This window comes from Paenibacillus kyungheensis (assembly GCF_028606985.1).
Classification (GTDB): domain Bacteria; phylum Bacillota; class Bacilli; order Paenibacillales; family Paenibacillaceae; genus Saccharibacillus; species Saccharibacillus kyungheensis.
In genome coordinates, this window is sequence record NZ_CP117416.1 from 1,471,842 (window position 1) to 1,487,385 (window position 15,544).

Below are 15,544 nucleotides of genomic sequence, written 5' to 3' on the forward strand. Positions count from 1 at the left end.
TTTTCAAGCGTTTAATTAGGGTTAGAGCCATATATTCGATTATAAATTTACATATATATGGATGTATTGATACAAACTTCGATAAAAATACAGCAATAGATGTACAGTATATCCAAAATCATGTATACTTTTTGTCCGACCACGTAATCTTGATAATCTTTAGAGCGAAAGGACGATACCACAATGACAACCACACCGAATAGTACAGAGCAGATACAAGAACAAGTGATTCAAGATACAGCCCAATTTGTGAAATCGGTTCTTTCTGAGGATACCAGTGGACATGATTGGTGGCATATTCACCGTGTTGTACAAATGACCGAACGTATTACAGCGACTGAAGGAGGCAATCGATTTGTTGCAGTGATGGCGGCTTTGCTTCATGATGTAGCAGACGAAAAGCTCAATGTCTCCAAAGAAGCAGGTATGCGTAAAGTAACCGATTGGTTAGATACACAATCGATCCCTCTAGCCGATGTGGAACATATAATAGAGATTATCGCCACTATGTCTTACAATGGAGGGAACAACCCTCCTGTACGTACACTTGAAGGACAGATTGTACAAGACGCTGATCGTCTGGATGCGATTGGAGCTATCTCTATTGCTCGTGTATTTGTTTATTCAGGGCATACCGGTCGTCCTATTCATGATCCTGATATTCCAGTCCGTACTTCAATGACTTCTGAACAATATCGTAATGAGAAGAGCACAGCTATTAATCATTTCCATGAAAAATTGCTCAAATTAAAAGATATGATCAATACGCCTTCTGCACGTATTATCGCCGAAGAACGTCATCAATATATGCAAGAATATGTAGACCGCTTTTACAAAGAATGGAATGGCGAAATCTAAATGAATAAGAATACATTAAGACTTGTAGTAGGGAAAAAGATATAACCCTACGCAAGTTTTTTTTGCATTCAGGTCAAACGCTTGTTCTGTACTTTGGAGAAATGTATACTTAAAAGTAAGGTAATACAGAATAAATGTGGCTATGATTGTATGGCTTGTCTAAGTAGTTATACGTTATTACACCTACTTCTAGCTGATATTATTCTTGTTGTGTGGAACGAAATACTTATCCATATCATACGATATACTACACAAAGGAGAGATGCATCATGAAACGTTTTTTCGATGAATTAGGTGAACCTTATAGTATCTGGTATTTATTGCATCATGGCAAACCGGTACTGGTAGAATGCCCTAAATGTGCTGGCCCTGCTTCTATCACCGACAATGAATCAATAGAAATGCGATGTTCCCATTGTTTTTATATGCAAAAGTATCCAATGGACTATGATTATCGAGCAAGCGGGGTGTGTACATCTTGCGAGCGTTGGTTTAACGTGCAAGTGACAGACAAAGGTCAACAGCAACATAAAAATGTACATATTCGTTGCCCATACTGCCATACCAGTAATCAAGTACCTCTCAACAAGAAAACATCTCATGGATGTTCTTCCGGATTTGTGATTAAAGATGGGAAAGACCCTTTTTTTCAATTAAATCTATATTTGCTGACCCATTATCGAGGCAAATTGATCTGGGCACTGAATCATGAACATTTGAATTATCTTATTGATTATATTTCGGCTGATCTGCGGATGAAGCCTTCTTTGTATATTAAGCGTCATGCGTCCTATCGCTTACCCAAGTATATGAAAGATGCCAAAAATAGAGATGGGATCGTCAAAGCATTACAAAAGGTACAGCATAAGTATGAACATAGTCATAATATAGTCTAATTGTATTTGCCCAAAGAGGAGGGAAATAATATGAATCCAAATCAACAGCAAATCGTTGATTTATATGAAAAAGGAGAATTACAATACGCCAAGTTTGATCATTTTGTAGAACTGTTGCCTGTGATGAATAAGATAGAAAATCAATGGCTCTATCTTAATGTGAAAAAGTGGGAAAGCAATCCGCTTACTACCCCTATTTATTATTTTAATGAAGATTGGCTAAATGAATTGGAGTATCAAGGAGGAACCATTACCAACGCTCGTGAAGATATTTTTCCTGATTGGGTGGATGATCAACATATACAAACGTGGTTAGAATTGGCTACGTTCGAAGATATTATTGATATTTTGCACAATGCAGGCAAAACGCCTACACCTGAAATGATGGTGATTGCGATTAATTATTATTATGAATACGATGCTTTTTTGGAATACGATGAAGTGGTAGCTAGAATGGACAATCATTAAAATTATTGAAGGAGTTGTGTTCTATGAGTGAGTCAGATACATATCGGTTTCAGGTCAATCTTAGTGGAATGATTAATATTTTATCCAATCATTTATACAGTAATCCTAAAGTGTTTTTACGTGAAGTTTTACAAAATGCCGTCGATGCTGTAACCGCTCGTTCGCAACAAGATGCCACTTATCAAGGAAGTATCCATCTTGAGTTAACAGGTTCAGGTGCTGGGTCGACATTGATGATCGAAGATGATGGCATTGGCTTAACAAGAGAAGATGTACATGAATTTTTGGCGATGATCGGTCAATCGTCTAAGCGTAGTGGAGCAGATGCGTTTACCCAAGAGACTTCTTTTATCGGACGATTCGGTATTGGACTGTTATCTTGCTTTATGGTGAGTGATGAGATCGTTATGGTGACTCAATCTGCCAAAGGTGGTAAAGCGCTAGAGTGGCGTGGTAATCCAGATGGTACTTATCATATTCGTGAACTAGAGACAGAATTATCCCCAGGGACGAAAGTATATTTACGTTGCAAGCCTGATTGTGAAATGTATTATGAATCTGAATTGTTGCAACAATGGATCTATGATTATGGTGCATTATTACCCTATCCGATTACATTCCGTGATGAGCAGACTCAGCGCATTATTAACGATCAGCGTCCTGTATGGCTGGATGATCCAGAACGAGCACGAGGTCATCGTGATGAAGTATTACAACTGGGACAGCGTCTACTTGGTGAGAAATTTCAAGATTATATTCCTTTGCGAACTGCTTCAGGACGTACAGGCGGTATCGCTTATATTTTGCCGCACTCTGTGAATCTGAATGTGAAGAAATCGAATCGAGTATATTTGAAATATATGCTAGTCTCAGAAAAAGCAGAAAACATTTTGCCAGACTGGGCGTTTTTTGTGAAAAGTATTATCTGGACAGATGAATTACAACCGACAGCATCTCGTGAACATTTCTACGAAAATGAGAAATTGGAAGAAGTTCGTCAAGAACTAGGAAATAGTATTCGTGCTGAATTGCTACGTATGGCAGAATATGAGCCTGATCGATTGCAACGCATTATTCAATTGCATGCGTTATCAATGAAAGCTCTTGCGGTTGAAGATACATCATTTTTCCAGATTATTTATCGCTGGTTGCCTTTTGAGACAACATACGGTCGCCGTAAAGTGCATGAATTACTAGCAGACAATCAGAAAATGTATTATACGACCAGTTTGGACGAATATCGTCAGATTACTCATGTTGCTTCTGCACAATCGTTATTAGTGGTAAATGGTGGTTATGTGTACGATGCAGAACTGATTGCTCTTCTTCCTGAAGTATGTGCAGAAGCGAATACAGAGCGCTTAATTCCAGAAGATGTCTCTCTTGCTTTTACCGATATTACGACAGAAGAGCGCAAACAATATTATGAAGCTGTTCGTTATGCAGATGTTGCTTTGCAACGATTCCGCTGTCAGATTCAGCTCAAACGGTTCAAGCCGGAAGATTTACCAGCCTTATTTACTTTATCGCAAGAAGCTTCGGATTTGCGCTCTATTGAGACATCCAAATCAGTTAGCCCGCTTGCTTTAACTTCTGTACTGCAAAGTCTAAGTTCTTCATTGCAACAGTCTGCTTATTCGACACTTTATCTGAATATAAACAATTCAGTCGTAGAGCGTATTTTCCAAGCTAAAAATGAAAGTATGATTGTTGTTGCTATCGAAATGTTATATGTAAATGCATTGATGATGGGTCACTATCCGATGAACAGACAAGAGATGCAAGTATTGAATCAAGGCATTGTTCGCTTTTTAGATTGGGGATTATCAGCGAATACAGATCAAGGAGGACATACCGAATGAATAACCAACCTGAACAGATCAATCCAGATTTTGAAGATATTATGGATCAAGCGTATAGTTTGCCTAATGGGAGAGCCAAAATCGCTTTATTAGAAGAAGCGATTCGGATTGCAGACAGTCTTGGTGATGTAGAACAGGGTTATAGTGCACGCGAAGAATTAGTCGAAACTTGTACTTTTAGCGGTCACCCGATGAAAGCACTGGTAGCATTCTCATGGTTACTAGGTCAATTTGATCAACAACCAGAGGAGTATGATGATTTTACATTGTTATGGTCATACAAATGGATTTTGGATTCGATTGCTTCATTTCCAGAAGTCAGCCGAGCACAAATAGATGAATTATTAGTAGATATGCGTAAACGTTATGAACAATTCGGATATAGTGAGCGTTCTTATTATTACTATCGCTTTTCACTACTTAAAGATTATGGTGAAGTGGAAGAAGCGCAACAATTTTTAAATAAGACCAAAGCGATGGATCGTGATGAGATGAGCGATTGTGAAGCATGTGAACAACATCAATTCGTAGAGTTTGAAGTGATGAAAGGTAATGACGAGCAGATTATTCGCACAGCTAGACCTATTCTGAAAGGACGAATGACTTGTGGTGAAGTTCCTCATCTGACATTATCGAAAGTGTTAATGCCATTGTATCGTCAAGGTAAATTAGAAGAAGCAGAGAAATATCAAAAACAAGGCTATCGCCTGATTAAAGGCAATCGTGACTTTGTACTTCATTCAGGTGAGCATATGTATTACCTATTAAATATCGATCTTTTGCAGGCTTTGGAAGTATTCGAACAATGGGTTGGATTATCTTTGGATCATGAGAATCCGCGTGATAAGATGATGTTTAATGCGTATGCGGCTGTACTGTTCAAGCGTCTGGTTGCCGATGGCAATGTGACATCTGTTAAATTACCAGCTGGCTATCCCTATCCAGAAGAAGCTAATGATTTGCCAGCTATAGCGAGTCGTCTAGAACAAATGGCACTAGAAACAGCAGGGCGGTTAGATCAGCGCAATGGTAACAGCTATTATACGACGTTAATTCAGCAATTATAAAAGCATCTATTATTTACAAGTTAGATACATTCGTTCATATCGCAGATACATGTTCTCTATATACTATGTTCAATGAATCAGTTATACAGAGGAGAGAATATGAAATGAATAGATCTACACGTAATCGTAATTTATTATCTAACCAAAGACAGCTATCAACTGGACTCGGCAAAGCCAGTTTATTCATCGTAGGGTTGTTGCTTGTAGCAGGATGTGGTAATCAACCATCAACCCCTTCTTCTACATCTGCAACCTCATCGGCGCATGAGATCGTAGAACCGGTAGTTACTGAGACAGAGAAGGAACCGACTACAACAGAACAAGAATCATCTACTTCTGCTACTACTGATTCTTCATCTGCAACAAGTACTGTTACTGATAATGACACTGATATCTCTGGTACGACCATTCTGGAAGCCGCCAACAAAGGTACATTGCCTGATCTACCTGAAGGTCTATCGTTAGGATCAAGTCGGTCAACATTAGTTCGTTTACAAGGTAAGCCTGAACTAGGTGGTACAGAAGGACCTATGCTGAGTTACGGCACACTCGATGTGACTTTCGATGCTAATGATCAAATAGTAGAATTCACTTCAGGGGCAGATGCTTACAAAAAATTAAAGATAGATACGGTTATCGCTAACTTAGGTAAGACTGCTGAGACCAATGATACTTCGAAAGATATAGCTTATACAGCAGAAGCCACTTATCATCTGACCAATCCCAAGTTTCCAAAATCTTTTCTTATTTTCTCGTATAACACTCAATCGCAACATATAAATTATGTTCGATTGTATACTGATATCCAGTAATCCAAGCTGGAACCGAAGGCGCTCATTAAGAGCGTCTTTTTGTTTTGAACGTAAAATGGTATTATTTGTATATATTATCTAGAAGAAGGGGAAGGTAGCCATCTATCCACGTATTTTAGTAGTCGTTGGCATTATTGTGTTATTAGCTATTTATAATCATGAAGCAGATAATGGTCTTTTTCATATGGGATTAAAAGATCCTCATGATACGATCCAGAAAGCAACATTTGCCTGTAATCCCACGTGGAAGAATGATTCATGTATAGAGACTTCATTTACACATCCAGAAGATTTACAGATCATTGTAGATGCAATTGAACATGCGAAGCCCGTTGAAGGCATACTCGATATGTCTACAGAGTATAATGTAGAATTAGTTGATAATGATCAGACAACTCATCACTATTCGCTTTCACTAGGATTTGAACATAATGCACATACAGAAGGTTTACTTTTAGATGGTGCGGATAGTCATCAAGGTTATCGTATTTCCAGTACAGATACGAATCGATTAAGAGATATGATTCTTCAAAGTACTACTTTTCCAGAAGGTTTGCCAGAGCCTACAGTACAAATCAGCGGGACAACGATTCCGTTATATTCAGGAGCATTTTGCTCGTCTAAGTGGAATCCAGAGACACATCAGTTAGAATCTATATGTGGCATACCACCAGCACCTGATACATTAGATCAACAGATTGAGGGTCAAGCAATTTCAGTTGCACCTTCATCACAAATAAAAGTCGACTTTCCAACCAAGCCTGCTAAAATAGAATTATACATGGTAAAAAATGGAGAGCATTTTCCAGTAGAAGTAGATAGATCTGGAAGGTACACTGTGCCTCTAGAGCGTGGTTATGCAAAGTATGTACTTTCTGCGACATGGAATAAAGATAACAACAGTCAGTATTATTTTGGCGTGTATATTCGTTAGATCGATGATCATTTTATTTTGCTAAAGGAGGATTTTTAATGAATTACAGTCAACGACTTCAGAATCTGGTATTGCATTTTCAGACCGAATTGAATCGTATTCCTCAAGACGAATTTAGCGCCAAATCTCATCCAGCCAAATGGTCTAAAAAAGAAATTGTCGGTCATCTATGTGATTCGGCAGCCAACAATTATATACGTCTGGTCAAAATTGCTCTGTCTGATTATCCTATTCCGATCGAAGGGTATGATCAAGATCGCTGGGTAGAACTCAATGATTACCATAATAGTTATGATCCATATGATGTGATTCAGCTCTGGATCAATCGCAATGTACAGATTTCGACAGTACTTGCTCAGATTCCTGAAGAAGATTATACCAAAGAAGGTATTTTACCTTCTGGAGAAAGTGTGACTTTGGAATGGCTGGCTGCTGATTATATCGAGCATATGATTCATCATTTCCGCCAGATTCTAGGCAATGAACGTATCGAGACAATGATCAACCAGAGTAAAAAGTCTAAAGTTGAACATAGCTAAATAAAAGAGTATATTCAGACAGATCATATTCCTCTATTCAAGTAGGGATATGATCTGTATTTATGTTGAACGAAAATATCTAAAGAAAGTAGGCTATACATATGATCATCTCTGTTGTAGAACAATTGAAAGTACATGAACTGGAACCTTTAGTGATCCGAAGTGAACAAGAAGGATTCAAACATCTCCAGCGATTGGTTAACGAATACGTAGCAGGAGAAAATACATTTTCAGGTGAAGGAGAAGCTCTGTATATCGTTCGTGAACAGGAGCAGATTATAGGAGTAGTCGGCTTGAATCAAGATCCTTTTTCCGATCATTCGACAGGTCGAATACGACGACTGTATGTTCATCCTGACTATCGCCATCTGGGAATCGGCAAGCAATTGGTGCAAAAAGTGACTTCTGAAGCGAAGAAGTTCTATAATATACTTGTATTGTATACAAACAGTGAGCAAGCCAGTCAGTTCTATATACAGCTAGCATTTAAGCAAGAGCATGGCAATCCTCATCGAAGTCATTACAAAGTATTATAGCGTTCTCACATTTATAGGAGCTGATTACATTTTGCCGAAACAAAGAAAAAAATGGATTTTGATTATGATCTTTTTTGCACTTATTTTGAGTATGATTGCAACGGTACCAGGGGAAAAGTCTTATAATCAATGGTTGGTCGATCAATATAATTTGAAGTGTACCAGCGCTAGTGTAACCAGAGATTGCAGTATCAATGGACAAGCGATTGAATGGAAAGACAGAGCAGAACGTCATTTGTTTTTGTACAAAAAAACAACAGATGAATACTCAACCAATAAAGGGAATTTGACGATTGATTCTTTAGGGATATTTGGTCATTACTTTGATATTTCTTCCTCATAAATCCATTTATATTGAAACGTTTACACAGCGTTAATATCTGCTTATTTTATTTACAAAAATCATGATTGACAACGATAGTTCTCGACCTTAAAATGACGATAAGCCATACAGGCGAAGTTGAAATGAAGAGAGGGGACTATCATGCTGCAAGTCATCCGTAGAGTGCTGGAATGGTTGTTTGTCGATAACAAACAGGTATATCAATTCAGTGATGTGTTTTGTGAAGATAGCGGGTTTGTCGTCTATATTCCTGAACAGAAATAGCAGGTAGTCTATACAATGCTTATTACGATAAGCCATATGAATTTTTAAAATCAGCCGCAAGCATAAGATGAGTGATCATCTGGGTGTTGCGGCTTTTGTAATGCTTTCTAAACATACGTATAATAAAGGTGTACTAAATATATTTGTAAACAGAAGGGGATCACGTACATGTCAGAATTACAAAAAGCAACATTTGCAGGAGGATGCTTCTGGTGCATGGTTACACCATTTGAAGAATTACCGGGTATTCATGGGATTGTGTCTGGCTATACAGGTGGACATATCAAAAATCCAACATATGAACAAGTCAAAACAGGCAATACCGGTCATTATGAAGTGGTCGAAATTACATTTGATCCATCTTTATTTGCTTACGAGAAATTATTAGAACTGTACTGGCCACAGACAGATCCTACCGATGATGGCGGACAATTTCAAGATCGTGGTACACAGTATCGTACTGCTATTTTTTATCATAATGAAGAACAACAAGAATTAGCGCTTCAATCCAAAGCAGAACTGGCAGCAAGCGGTCGATTTACACAACCGATTGTTACAGAGATTTTGCCTGCACCTGTTTTTTATCCAGCCGAAGAATATCATCAAGATTATCACAAAAAGAATCCTAAACATTATAAAGAAGATCGTGAACAATCCGGACGGGACGAGTTTATCGATAACAACTGGCAACAATCTTAAAATAGCTACCAGAAAGGAATATATATGATGAAAAAATTACGTTCATTATTTGGTAAAAATTCCGATGCATCCACTGAACAAGATAACGCCTCTACACAACAACAAGAAGCTTCAGTATCCGCGTCGGATCAGGAGCCAGCACAACAGCAAGTGAATCTAGCCAATCCTGAATTTCAAGAAATGGATCGGTTGCGTGAATTGTTTCAACAAGAGAAGTTCAATGAAGTCTTGCAAGAGGTAGAACCGTATCGTTCATCTCTAGATACGTATGTGGTGAAAGAAGCATACGGTCTAACAGCTTTATCGTATTTTCGCTTAGAACAATATGAACAAGCACGAGCCACATTCGAGTGGTTAGCAAAAGAGTATAGTGATATCAATGATTGGTTTAATTTGATGACGTCGGCTATTCTAGCAGGTCATATCGATCAAGGTATGGAAGCTTATACACAAGCCAAACAATTACGGGCACAAGCTGAAGATGATGAAGGTGTACCGATTCCACAGATGATGTATTATGCTTGTCGTGCACTGGCAGATGCGAAAGAATATGATCGTGCATTTACTGTTTTAAATGAATTAATGGATATTTATAAGCAGCTTCATATTACAGATGATACCTTTTTGTATATGCGAGGAGTGCCTATGCTACCGCATGCGATGGAAGCAGTGAAAATTATTTTGATTGCTCGTAAAGACAAAATGGATATTGATACATGGTTTGCGATGTTAGATGCTTCACTGGATGAAGAAGGCAGAGAAATCGCGCGACAGACCAAACAGCAAATTATCGCTGTTCAATAAGGAGCAAAGGTGGATGAGCTATATCACTGAACTGAGAGAAGTTGTAGGAAGCAGACCTCTTATTATGGCTGGTGCTACAGTCGTATTGATGAATGATCAACAACAGATTCTATTGCAAAAGCGTGTCGATAATCATTATTGGGGATTGCCAGGTGGAAGTATGGAACTGGGTGAGACATTAGAACAAGTCGCTAAGCGCGAATTGGAAGAAGAAACAGGACTGGTAGCTGTGCATTTGCAGCTACTGGATATCTTCTCCGGGCCTGAACTGTATTATCAGTATCCACATGGTGATGAAGTGTATAACGTAGTTGCGGCTTATGTATGTAGAGAGTATAGCGGTTCACTGCAAGTTCAATGTTCTGAAGTTCAAGAACTACAATTTTTTGATCTGTTTGATTTACCGCAGATGATCAATCCACCTGATCTTCCCGTAGTGCAATATTTTCTAAAATCATTTCTAGGAAATCATGATCATCCTATGATTGAAAGGAAGCCAAACGATTGAAAAAAACAATAATAGTTTTATTACTGATTCTAGTAGTAGGTTGTGAAAATCAATCTTCTTCACCACACCCTGCCACAGCTAAAGTCATCCAAACGCCTGATATGCCTGTGACCGATTCTGGCACACAGCCTTCTTCAGAAAAAGGTTTAACCACAGATCTGATCGAACAATACAAAGCCAAAGAAGCTACCAAAAAAGCGATAAAACAAAAAAAGATGATTCAGTTATATGTGCTACCTAATACTGATTCTGAATACAAAAAGTTACAAGCACAAACATTAGAAAATATCGTGATCGCCAAAGTAAATATCAATCAGCAAAAAGTAACAACAGTCCGAACATGGATAGATCATTATCGCAATGGACAGCTCAAAGAACAAATGTTGTATAACAATGTGCCTATTCCAACAGGAGAACAACAGATGACGATTAGCTCTTATTCTAAAAAAGAAAATGATGGTCAAGAGAAGGTAGATATCACAATTCAAGTTGGACTCAGTTCTACCAGTCTAGAGTATACATATGTTCCAGTACATGCTTCTACTTCTATGTCGAGTACAATGTTAGATCAGCGCGCAATTCCGATGAACAAAACGATTGATCTTTCGATGCGTGTTAATAATGACGGTGAGCATACAGCGACAAGTAGTAATCTAGCCGAAACGATTAAAAATAATAAAGAAGTATTTGTACTACGCGCCAAATGGGTGAATACGTAGATTGTAAGAACTACATCCTCATAAATATTTATGATAAATTACCTATTTATGGTTGTTCAAATGAATCATTCCCACCTATAATGGACAAGTAATCGATAACAGTCATGGTATAGAAAAGGGGATTTTACATTTTAGACAGAAAAGAGATGATCATATGGCGTTAAACAATCCAGCACTTAGCGAAAAAGCATTCTCGGATTTTAAAGAAAGTGACTTTAAAGCAGGTGCAATGACGGTTGGCGGTACAGTAGGAAAAACAATGGTACTTCTTGCTTTATTGATGGTTGCGGCAGTGTACACATGGTATTTGTATTATCAAGGACAGGATGTAACAGGCTTTTTGATTGTAGGTCTAATCGGTAGTCTGGTGACTTCATTAATCACTATTTTTTTCAAAAGAGCAGCGTTTGTAACAGCACCGTTATATGTCATTTTGAATGGATTAATGTTAGGAGCAATCTCGGCGTGGACCGATTATAGTTACCCGGGAATCGTCATCAATGCGATTTTGATTACTGTAGGTACGTTATTTTTGATGTTAGCGATCTACACACTACGTATTATCAAAGTCACCCCAGGATTTGCACTTGGGATCGTGATTTGTACAGCATCAATAGCTCTTGTATATCTTATTGATATTATTTTAGGCTTTTTTGGAATCAATGTACCGTTTATTCATGAAACAGGTTGGATTGGTATCGGTATTAGCTTATTTATCGTAGCGATTGCTGCACTTAACTTATTGTTAGATTTTCATTTTATTGAGACAGAAGCGCAATCAGGTGCTCCTAAATATATGGAATGGTATGCAGCATTTGGTCTGATGGTAACTTTGATCTGGTTGTATATGGAAATTCTACGTTTGTTATCTAAATTGAATAGCCGTAATTAAATAATCAACATAAAAGCTTTGTTCCTTATTGTAGGAGCAAGGCTTTTTTTGCACATTCAGGTTGAACGAAATCGCAAAGCCATTTATACTAAATCAAACTCATTATGGGTAGTGCTGAATCATTCGTATACTGCTACCTATTAACGTATAAGGAGGCCATTGTTTTATGATATTAGAAGTAGCTAATTTACAAGTAAAAGCAAGTCAAACGTATGAGTTTGAACAAAGTTTTCATCAGGCTTCAAAGATTATTTCCAGTATGAAAGGGTACATATCTCATGAATTACAACGTTGCCTTGAAGTTGACAATCTATATTTATTGTTAGTCCGTTGGGAGACATTAGCTGATCATACTGAAGGATTCCGCGGATCAGCAGAATATCAAGAATGGAAAAAATTACTGCATCATTACTATGATCCGTTCCCGGCAGTTCATCATTATGAAATTGTAGAATCATCTCAATCTTAATCACCGAAGGAGTGTTATAACTATGATTCGTATCGAGCAAGTTTCGCCAACTGATCTTCATTTGAGAACATTAATTCAGGCATTAGATAAAGATTTGCAACAACGGTATGACGAGGAAAATATTTATACGATCGATCTTGATCATCCAGATGCTTTTCACACTACATTTATGGTTGCTTATATAGACGATACACCGGTAGGTTGTGGCGCTATCCGACCATTGGATACAGACAGTGTAGAATTGAAGCGATTTTTTGTTGATTCTACTTACCGTAGACAAGGGATTGCTGGCAATATGTTACAAGCATTAGAGCAAAAAGCGATTGAGCAAGGATGTCATTTTGTTCGTCTGGAGACAGGTGCAGAGCAGTTTGAAGCGACTGCTTTTTATGAGCGTAACGGCTATTATCGTATTCCTGTGTTTGCAGATTATGAAGATGATGGAATTAGTCTCTGCTATGAAAAGAAGCTAGATTTGGATAAATAAATGGAATTCCTGCGCTTTACCTGAACTTTACACAACACAGACTCCACGCTAACAATCATGACCTATATTTAAATCGATGGGTATGACACGCCATACATAGCGTAATCGCGATAAGGAGCAGATGAAATGTTAAAGAACATAGGTAAAACGGCTTTATTAATGGCAGGAATCAGTATTACAACAGCGGTAGCGAGTCCGCTTGTACATGCAGCAGAGGGTTCATCCGTTCCTCTTAGACAATCGATCGAAGCAATGGGTGGCAAAATGTACTGGGATGGGGAAGACAAAGCTGCCTTTTTCCAATTGAAAAATGGCATTACAGGTTCAATCACAGTCGGTGAGAAGAAATATCGCTTAGCAGGCAAAAGCGGTACATTGGAACAAGCGGCTGAATTGCAACAGGGAGCTACTTATATCCCACAAACCTTACTAACAATGATTAATGCTGAAAATGCCAAATTCAATGATCCTACCGACGCAGTACCTGTGTTCGCAGTACAACCGACAGGGGAGACAGATGCTGTAGAATCCGGTGAAGATGCGGCTGACGATCCCGCGATCTGGCTCGATCCTTCCAATGCTTCGAATAGCAAGATTATTGCTACGAACAAAGGTGGCGGAATGTTAGTCTACGATCTAAAAGGGAAAGAATTAAAATCATACAGCACAGGTAAAATGAACAATACAGATCTTCGTTATGATTTTCCTTTGAATGGTAAAAAAGTAGATATTGTTGGTGCGACCAATCGTTCATCTAATACTGTAGACATTTTTTCTTTTGATGGCAAAACAGGAGCACTTACCAATATTTTGGCTAATCCGATCAAATCCAAAATGGGCGAAGTGTATGGATTTAGCTTGTATCATAGTTTGAAAACAAACAAATATTATGCGCTTGTTTTGGGTAAAGAAGGCGAATTTGAGCAATATGAATTAACGGATAATGGTAAAGGCAAAGTGAAAGGCACATTAGTACGTCATTTCAAATTAGATACACAATCCGAAGGTATGGTTGCGGATGACGAATACGGCACATTGTATATTGCTGAAGAAGATGCAGCGATCTGGAAATACAGCGCTGAACCGGATGGTGGTAATCAACCATTAGGTACTGTAGATATCGCAGATGGACGTCGTTTGCACGATGATATTGAGGGCTTAACTCTGTATTACGGCGCAAATGGAACTGGGTATTTGATGGCTTCTAGCCAAGGTAACAATACGTATGCTGTGTATGATCGTCAAGATAATAACAAGTACATCTCTAACTTTACGATCAACGATGGAAAAGGAATAGATGGAACTACCGAGACAGACGGAATAGATGTATTAGGTGCTAATATGGGCAGCCAATATCCATATGGTGTATTTATTGCGCAAGATGATGAGAATTTGAAAAATGGCAAAAAGATTAATCAAAACTTCAAAATGGTTCCATGGCAATCTATTGATGCAGGTCTACATGAAGGTGTAGCAATGACAGCCAATACTAGCCCTGATCCAAGAAAATTAGAAAATCGTCAATAAATTTCTAAGCGATGGTAGAATAGTCAATCATGTACTAGCTATAAGTGTTACTTTCACAAAATACAGACAACATTGTATCTATAAGATACGTTTGTCTGTATTTTTTGTATTATCATCTGAATGTATCGTTTTAAAAGTCATATGTTCTATACCCATTTTCGATCAAAGCATGTATAATCTTCAAATAGAAAAAAAGATAGGAGTGAAGATAGATGTGGGGAATCGAACATTATTGGATTTTTATACTGTCTAGTATTTTGCTGAATATCACCCCTGGCAGTGATACGATTTATATTTTGAGTCGTAGTATTTTTCAAGGGAAAAAGGCAGGCATCATGTCAGTATACGGTATTATCTCAGGTTCATTAGTACATACATTGTTAGCAGGTCTTGGGCTTTCTTTAATTCTTATGCAGTCTGCACTAGCTTTTAATATAGTCAAATGGATTGGAGCTGCTTATCTGATCTGGTTAGGGATACGTTCGATAATGGCGCGTCACGAATCTGCGCAAGCGATGCAAGCTGTAGATTCTCAAAGTAATCGTAAAGTATATCTACAAGGGATGATGACCAATGTACTGAATCCCAAAGTAGCTTTGTTTTACTTAGCATTTATACCGCAATTTGTAAGCCCGGAACAGACATATGGAGCGATTCCATTTATTTTGCTAGGACTTACATTCAGTACGACTGGCATCCTATGGTGTATGTTGTTAGTAGTCTTTTCAAGCAAAATGGCACATCGTCTACAATCTAGTCGTGTCGCTACATATATGAATAAGATTACAGGTAGTATTTTTATCTTATTAGGTCTCAATCTGTTACGTACGTCACGGAATGTTTCTTCATAATAAATCATT

Annotated in this window: 20 protein-coding genes; all 20 read left to right on the plus strand. The window is 38.0% G+C overall.

Features of this window, described 5'->3' with window-relative positions:
* Window positions 1-183 precede the first annotated feature (183 nt).
* Window positions 184-858, plus strand: a complete 675-nt coding sequence (locus tag PQ456_RS06395) for an HD domain-containing protein (RefSeq protein ID WP_273615385.1) — start codon at window positions 184-186, stop codon at window positions 856-858.
* A 269-nt stretch (window positions 859-1,127) separates the two neighbouring features.
* On the plus strand, window positions 1,128-1,754 hold the full coding sequence (locus PQ456_RS06400) for a hypothetical protein (protein WP_273615386.1): 627 nt from the start codon (window positions 1,128-1,130) through the stop codon (window positions 1,752-1,754).
* Between the two features lie 30 nt (window positions 1,755-1,784).
* Window positions 1,785-2,222, plus strand: a complete 438-nt coding sequence (locus PQ456_RS06405; protein WP_273615387.1) for a DUF7716 domain-containing protein — start codon at window positions 1,785-1,787, stop codon at window positions 2,220-2,222.
* Between the two features lie 23 nt (window positions 2,223-2,245).
* Window positions 2,246-4,084: an HSP90 family protein gene (locus tag PQ456_RS06410; RefSeq protein ID WP_273615388.1), complete on the plus strand. Its 1,839-nt coding sequence runs from the start codon at window positions 2,246-2,248 to the stop codon at window positions 4,082-4,084.
* Window positions 4,081-5,151 (plus strand): hypothetical protein, encoded by a 1,071-nt coding sequence (locus PQ456_RS06415; RefSeq protein WP_273615389.1) that lies wholly within the window; start codon window positions 4,081-4,083, stop codon window positions 5,149-5,151. Before PQ456_RS06410 ends, PQ456_RS06415 begins: the two co-directional genes overlap by 4 nt.
* Window positions 5,152-5,255: 104 nt before the next feature.
* Window positions 5,256-5,963, plus strand: a complete 708-nt coding sequence (locus tag PQ456_RS06420) for a hypothetical protein (protein ID WP_273615390.1) — start codon at window positions 5,256-5,258, stop codon at window positions 5,961-5,963.
* 136 nt (window positions 5,964-6,099) lie between these two features.
* Window positions 6,100-6,897 carry a YhfM domain-containing protein gene (locus PQ456_RS06425; RefSeq protein WP_273615391.1) on the plus strand — a complete coding sequence of 266 codons (798 nt, stop codon included), beginning with the start codon at window positions 6,100-6,102 and terminating at the stop codon, window positions 6,895-6,897.
* A gap of 38 nt (window positions 6,898-6,935) precedes the next feature.
* Window positions 6,936-7,436, plus strand: a complete 501-nt coding sequence (locus tag PQ456_RS06430) for a DinB family protein (RefSeq protein ID WP_273615392.1) — start codon at window positions 6,936-6,938, stop codon at window positions 7,434-7,436.
* Between the two features lie 101 nt (window positions 7,437-7,537).
* A complete protein-coding gene (locus tag PQ456_RS06435; protein WP_273615393.1) occupies window positions 7,538-7,972 on the plus strand; it encodes a GNAT family N-acetyltransferase in 435 nt (144 codons plus the stop codon).
* 31 nt (window positions 7,973-8,003) lie between these two features.
* Window positions 8,004-8,315, plus strand: a complete 312-nt coding sequence (locus PQ456_RS06440) for a hypothetical protein (RefSeq protein ID WP_273615394.1) — start codon at window positions 8,004-8,006, stop codon at window positions 8,313-8,315.
* A 141-nt stretch (window positions 8,316-8,456) separates the two neighbouring features.
* On the plus strand, window positions 8,457-8,579 hold the full coding sequence (locus PQ456_RS06445) for a hypothetical protein (RefSeq protein WP_273593517.1): 123 nt from the start codon (window positions 8,457-8,459) through the stop codon (window positions 8,577-8,579).
* Between the two features lie 168 nt (window positions 8,580-8,747).
* Entirely contained in the window at window positions 8,748-9,278 is a 531-nt protein-coding gene (gene msrA, locus PQ456_RS06450; RefSeq protein WP_273615395.1) for a peptide-methionine (S)-S-oxide reductase MsrA, read from the plus strand.
* Between the two features lie 27 nt (window positions 9,279-9,305).
* Entirely contained in the window at window positions 9,306-10,082 is a 777-nt protein-coding gene (locus PQ456_RS06455; RefSeq protein ID WP_273615396.1) for a hypothetical protein, read from the plus strand.
* A 13-nt stretch (window positions 10,083-10,095) separates the two neighbouring features.
* Window positions 10,096-10,590, plus strand: coding sequence for an NUDIX hydrolase (locus tag PQ456_RS06460; RefSeq protein ID WP_273615397.1), 495 nt, complete (start codon window positions 10,096-10,098; stop codon window positions 10,588-10,590).
* A complete protein-coding gene (locus PQ456_RS06465) occupies window positions 10,587-11,309 on the plus strand; it encodes a hypothetical protein (protein WP_273615398.1) in 723 nt (240 codons plus the stop codon). Before PQ456_RS06460 ends, PQ456_RS06465 begins: the two co-directional genes overlap by 4 nt.
* A gap of 154 nt (window positions 11,310-11,463) precedes the next feature.
* Complete coding sequence (locus PQ456_RS06470) at window positions 11,464-12,201, plus strand: Bax inhibitor-1/YccA family protein (RefSeq protein ID WP_273615399.1); 738 nt, start codon at window positions 11,464-11,466, stop codon at window positions 12,199-12,201.
* Between the two features lie 166 nt (window positions 12,202-12,367).
* Window positions 12,368-12,670, plus strand: coding sequence for an antibiotic biosynthesis monooxygenase family protein (locus tag PQ456_RS06475; RefSeq protein ID WP_273615400.1), 303 nt, complete (start codon window positions 12,368-12,370; stop codon window positions 12,668-12,670).
* A 22-nt stretch (window positions 12,671-12,692) separates the two neighbouring features.
* Window positions 12,693-13,157 (plus strand): GNAT family N-acetyltransferase, encoded by a 465-nt coding sequence (locus PQ456_RS06480; RefSeq protein ID WP_273615401.1) that lies wholly within the window; start codon window positions 12,693-12,695, stop codon window positions 13,155-13,157.
* 126 nt (window positions 13,158-13,283) lie between these two features.
* Window positions 13,284-14,684 (plus strand): phytase, encoded by a 1,401-nt coding sequence (locus PQ456_RS06485; RefSeq protein WP_273615402.1) that lies wholly within the window; start codon window positions 13,284-13,286, stop codon window positions 14,682-14,684.
* Window positions 14,685-14,896: 212 nt separating this feature from the next.
* Window positions 14,897-15,535, plus strand: coding sequence for a LysE family translocator (locus tag PQ456_RS06490; protein WP_273615403.1), 639 nt, complete (start codon window positions 14,897-14,899; stop codon window positions 15,533-15,535).
* Window positions 15,536-15,544: the final 9 nt, after the last annotated feature.